This window comes from Paraburkholderia sp. EG286B (assembly GCF_040965655.1).
Classification (GTDB): Bacteria; Pseudomonadota; Gammaproteobacteria; order Burkholderiales; family Burkholderiaceae; genus Paraburkholderia.
Map to the genome: position 1 here is coordinate 1 of NZ_JBFRCF010000172.1, position 443 is coordinate 443.

Sequence of the window (443 nt, forward strand, 5' to 3'; positions counted from 1 at the left end):
CCTGGGCGAACCTGCCGGCCTCCGATCCGGACCCGCGCACGCTCGGCCTGAGCGCGCGCCACCTCGCCTACGTGATCTACACCTCGGGATCATCAGGCACGCCCAAGGGCGTCATGGTCGAGCATGCGAGCACCGTGAACCTGCTGCAGTGGAGCAGTGCCGTGTTTGCGGAATCAGAGATCAGCCGCATGCTGTTCTCCACCTCGATCAGTTTTGACCTGTCGGTCTATGAGTGCTTCGTTCCGCTGTCGCAAGGCGGCACCCTGTATGTTGTCGAGAATGCGCTGGCGCTGGCGCAAACGTCATTGGATGTCACGCTGATCAACACAGTGCCTTCGGCGCTCGCCGCTCTGCTCGACAAGAACGCAGTGCCGGCTTCGGCAAGCATCATCAATCTGGCGGGTGAGCGGCTGAAGGCGAGCCTCATAGAGAAGGCCTTCGGG

The 443-nt window shown here is 62.3% G+C and carries 1 protein-coding gene; it reads left to right on the forward strand.

The annotated features are described in order from the left end of the window. Positions 1–443, forward strand: a 443-nt coding sequence (locus AB4Y42_RS44265; RefSeq protein ID WP_368697900.1) for an AMP-binding protein, incomplete at both ends; no start/stop codon positions are given.